A 3,952-nucleotide genomic window follows, 5' to 3' on the forward strand; every position below is an offset into this window, starting at 1 on the left:
TAGCGGGTGATCACCCCTCGCTCCTTTAATAGGAGGGTTAAAGAAGGCACGTCTTGAATCTTTTTGCGGGCTATTTTCTCCTGCTCTTGCCCCGCTGGACTCGCGACCAAGAGATTTCCTCCCCCGTCAAAGAGGTGGATACCGGCAATGCCTGGCTCTCGAGAGAGTTCTTCAGTTATTTTCTGAATGCGGGAAACATCCGGCAAGGCGGAAGGAAGCTCTGCTCTCACAACCGCCTCAATGGCCCGGATAATGACCAAACCTTCTCGCAGGAGAGATTCTTCCACCCTTCCTCTCTCCCGGCTTAGGTTACGGTAGGTGGAGACGGCGATCACGATCAGGAGGGTCAGCACTGTACCCACGATGACCAAGGCTGGCAGGTAGAGAGATTTATAGGGTCGGCCTTTTTTCATTCCCGAACCTTTACAACCCGCCCCGTGCGGCTTCAGTTAGAGGGGTATTGCCGATCGTTTCCGTAATATCCCTGTAAAATCTACCCATTTTCAGCCTCTTCCCTTCGAATATCCATGAATTTTCCTCCAACCAACTATCGGGTTTTTACCACTCCTATAATTCTGGCATGATATAGAAGGCTAACTCTATTATTATTATAACCGGTAAAGAAGAATCAAGGAATAGGCTCCTTTTAGGAAAACGCCTGTTGAGTCAACGAGTTCTTTTATTAAGAAGGTCAGCATGTAGGTGATCCTTGATTTGAGGAAAGTGGATAGGAAAATAACGCGGGCTGGTTTGAGGCATCGTGAGTCATCATTGATTTTTCAATGATGATCTAAATTTTGATCACTTTCCCTGTCTGAGTTAGCGAGATCAATATCTCATACATGTTCGAGACCCTTCCTACCTTAAGCTTCTTCTTTATTCCAAAATAATCCAGGCAAGTCCCGCAGGAGAGGATCTCTATGCCTTTTAAGGAGAACTCTTGAAGGTCCTCTAGAACCTCAGATCCTTCACAAGCTAATTTGACACCGCTGTTGATGAGTATAATTTTTTGCGGCTGGGCCTCGGATTGTTCCAGAGTCTGTAAAAAAGACCGTATCAATATCTTTCCCAATTCTTCTGAGCCCCGCCCGAGCGAATCCGCATCGATGAACACGATAAAATCGGAGGAAGTCAGACTTTGCCTTTCTTTCGGTTTTTCTTCCGCGCAAATCGGTTCCCCCTCCTTTCTCCCCCTATCAATCCTTAACTCGAAAACCCCTTTATCTTCGGAGACGCTCACCCGGTGCCCTTGACTTTCGGCAAACCGGCGAACATTCTCCTTTGAAGCCGGATCATCCAGCAGCACAATAACCTCTTCCCCCTCGGACTTTTCCAGGGCTTTTTTCGTCTCCATTACTGGCTGCGGACAGGCCAGTCCACGACAATCAATCGTCCTCATTCTTGCCTCTCCCCTCTTGAGTCTTCTTTTTGGTTGTGAGTATTTTAAATATATCTAAAATTAGCAATGCTGGAGCAGGTCGGCTATAGTGGGACCGCCGGGCCTGATGCCGGTTTGCACCTCAAAAAGTTGTCGGAAATAACTGGTAGCGATGACCCGACCGGCCGACATACCTTTTAACATCTCTTTCCCTCTTTACAAAAATGGCTTTGATGTGTTTAGAGCTTAGGTCGATGCCAACTGCTTTCATTGCAACATTTCCAGGAATGCTTCGACCCTGGTTTTCAACTGGCCGAAGTCTCCCATGCTGTAATCTGTCTCCAGTCGCATAAAAGGAATGGTGCCGATGGCCTTTTCCACCTTGTACGCCTCCATCATGTAAGGCGTACAAAACTGAAGCGCATAGTGGATCAATCCGTCGGCGTGCAGCTTTTCAGTCATTGCCTTGATATTTTCCAAACGCTCATCATTCGGGGTAAAGCAGGCGCAGTCAATTTCTAGGTAGCGGCTGGCCATCTTTTCCAGCGCCTCATCCACGCTGGAAAAGTTTTCATCCAGAAGATCCCGGAAGTTTCGCTCTCCAACACATGACTCCTCACCTACAACCACGGCACCGCTCCCTTCAATAATGGAATGGAGTTTCCAGTTGGGGATGGCCATGGGAGATCCGGATATAAGTACGCGGGGTGCACCCTTCGGGGCAATGCCGGTCCCTTGTTTTACCCGTTCTTCCAGTTCTTCGCCAAGCCGGTTGGTCATCTGGGTGAACCGGACGGGGTCGTCATAAAATGAGACCTGATTGACAAGCAGTGCGTCGAGACCGGAAATAGGCGAAGGGTCAGCCGCTCTCAATTTGCTCAGACGCTGCAGCGCCCTGCGTCTTTCGTTCACCAGTGTTGCGCCTTTCTTCAGGTTTGCAAGCGTTATGGTTTTGCCCGTAATCGCTTCCGTTGCGTCTTTGAAACGAACTACTTCGCTGTGCCATAGCTTTTTGCTCTCTTCGTTCTTCATGTTTGGGAGCTCCATGACATAGACCTTGCCGGTAATGTTATTGAAGATCTCATAGGCTTTTTTCTTGCCGTCGCAAGTGGTTTCCCCCACGATGAGATCGGTCAGTTCCACATAGGGACAGAGTCCCGCCAGTTTAAACCCCATAAATGCTTTGATTAAAGCGCAGGTGTTGCGCGGAATGAATTTTTCCGCTTCATTCGTCCCCACTTCAGCGCCAGCGCAAAGTCCAATGCTTATTCCATCCGCCGCGAGAATGATCTCCTCGGGGACGTACACGCAAAACGTACCCACGACTTTTCTGCCGGACTGCTTGGCCTCATAGATTTCCTTGATCCTGAGGCCATGAATTTCCGAGATGACGAAGTCAAAGTACTCCATCCCTTTGGGCCTTCCTTTCTGGGAGAGGTAAATGTTCTTGTACCCTTCGGTCAATACCCCCAGAAGTCCTGCATGATTTTCCAGATTTAAACCCAGATTCTTCCACATCTCGGTATAATCACTCATTTTGCCTCCTTCCTCCACTATGATTCTCAAACCTATCATTTTTATTCTGAATGGTTGACAGGCAATAAGCAAATTGATAATATTAATAAATACGATTAAATCTATCGTTATTTTCGATGGACTTTATATGAACCTTAAACAATTGGAAGTATTTCTGGCCGTGGCTGAAACCGGCAGCTTTTCCCGGGCAGCAGAGATAACCTTTATCACCCAGTCCACTGTGAGTCAGCACATCTCCTCCCTGGAATCGGAATTTGATCTGAAACTCCTGGACAGGACGGGCAAAGGCGTCTTTCCCACAGAAGGGGGAAAGATACTGCTGGAACACGCCCGGCAAATCATTTCAAAGGCAAGAGAAATCCCCCTTGCCTTGAAACGGTTTAAAGGTCTGGAGGATGCTGTTGTAAAAATGGGGGCAAGCAATATTCCGGGGAATTACATGATCCCCGCGGCCCTCCCCTTATTTCTAAAGCGTTACTCCGGAGTGACTTTTACCCTTCTGCAGGGTGACAGCAGGGAGACTCTGGATCGTCTCCAAAAGGAAGAGATCGAAATCGGAATTGTCGGCAGTCTTTTCGATGATGAGGATGTATCTTTTCTCCCATTGGGCCGCGATAAAATCGCCCTGGTAGTCAAAAGAGATCATCGGTGGGCGCGGAAAAAGCAGATTTCCTTGAACGAATTGCTGGAGGAGAAGTATATTGTGCGGGAAGCCGGGTCCGGGACAGAAAAGACGGTCCGGGAGGCCCTTGTAAAGGCCGGTATAAAACCTGCACAGATGAAGGTTCAAGCAAGCCTCGGCAGCAATGAAGCCGTAAAACAGGCTGTGGTCAGCGGGATCGGCGCCGCGTTTATTTCAGAGATGTCGATAAAAAAAGAGCTTGCCCAAGGGGATGTGGCCACAGTCAAAATCAAGGGGCTAACTATCTCACGTCGCTTTTATCTGATTAGCAGGTTAGGGCGCGATCTGTCACCTCCTGCCCGAGCGTTTTTCAACCTGCTGCTGGAAATGTATGGAGACGATAAATAGTATAAAAG

General features: G+C 48.4%; 5 protein-coding genes. 1 reads left to right on the forward strand and 4 read right to left on the reverse strand.

The annotated features are described in order from the left end of the window. From Q7V48_10965 to Q7V48_10980, 4 genes are all read right to left on the reverse strand, one after another. A partial coding sequence (locus Q7V48_10965; protein ID MDO9211246.1) for a hypothetical protein occupies window positions 1-413 on the reverse strand: 413 nt, incomplete at its 3' end. Between the two features lie 377 nt (window positions 414-790). After that, entirely contained in the window at window positions 791-1,399 is a 609-nt protein-coding gene (yedF, locus tag Q7V48_10970; GenBank protein ID MDO9211247.1) for a sulfurtransferase-like selenium metabolism protein YedF, read from the reverse strand. A gap of 60 nt (window positions 1,400-1,459) precedes the next feature. Further along, entirely contained in the window at window positions 1,460-1,582 is a 123-nt protein-coding gene (locus tag Q7V48_10975; GenBank protein ID MDO9211248.1) for a hypothetical protein, read from the reverse strand. 63 nt (window positions 1,583-1,645) lie between these two features. Continuing rightward, entirely contained in the window at window positions 1,646-2,914 is a 1,269-nt protein-coding gene (locus Q7V48_10980) for a double-cubane-cluster-containing anaerobic reductase (protein MDO9211249.1), read from the reverse strand. 127 nt (window positions 2,915-3,041) lie between these two features. Here Q7V48_10980 and Q7V48_10985 point away from each other — a divergent pair, with 127 nt between their 5' ends. Beyond that, the gene (locus tag Q7V48_10985) at window positions 3,042-3,944 is read left to right on the forward strand and encodes a selenium metabolism-associated LysR family transcriptional regulator (protein MDO9211250.1); all 903 of its coding nucleotides are present in this window, start codon (window positions 3,042-3,044) and stop codon (window positions 3,942-3,944) included. Window positions 3,945-3,952: the final 8 nt, after the last annotated feature.

The organism is Deltaproteobacteria bacterium (genome assembly GCA_030654105.1).
In the GTDB taxonomy this organism is placed as follows: Bacteria; Desulfobacterota; SM23-61; order SM23-61; family SM23-61; genus JAHJQK01.